General features: G+C 52.2%; 1 protein-coding gene. It reads left to right on the top strand.

What is annotated here, in order from left to right; all coding sequences use genetic code 11:
* Nucleotides 1-250, top strand: a 250-nt coding sequence (locus J0A66_RS22965) for a glycoside hydrolase domain-containing protein (protein ID WP_206576092.1), incomplete at its 5' end; no start/stop codon positions are given.
* Nucleotides 251-289 lie beyond the last annotated feature (39 nt).

The following is a 289-nucleotide window of genomic DNA, read 5'->3' as shown; positions in this document are numbered from 1 at the left end:
CAAGGTCACCTTAACCTTGGAAGACGGCAAGACCTTTGTAGTCGAGTCCAGCAACAATCAGGCCGACAGCCCTTATATTCAGCAAGCCTGGTTAAATGGCAAGGCGCTGGATAAAAGCTGGCTGAATCATCATGTGATTCAGGCCGGAGGCAAACTGCACTTCGACATGGGACAAACCCCGAACAAAGCCTGGGCAAGCAGTAGTTCAGCCCAACCTTATTCCATGTCACTTGAGGCTTCACGCCCCTAACGTATGGGCGCGCTTGCGCCCTTCATATAGCGAGACAAG

The organism is Bowmanella dokdonensis, assembly GCF_017254865.1.
GTDB lineage: Bacteria > Pseudomonadota > Gammaproteobacteria > Enterobacterales > Alteromonadaceae > Bowmanella > Bowmanella dokdonensis.
This window is presented reverse-complemented; position numbering and strand designations above follow the sequence as displayed.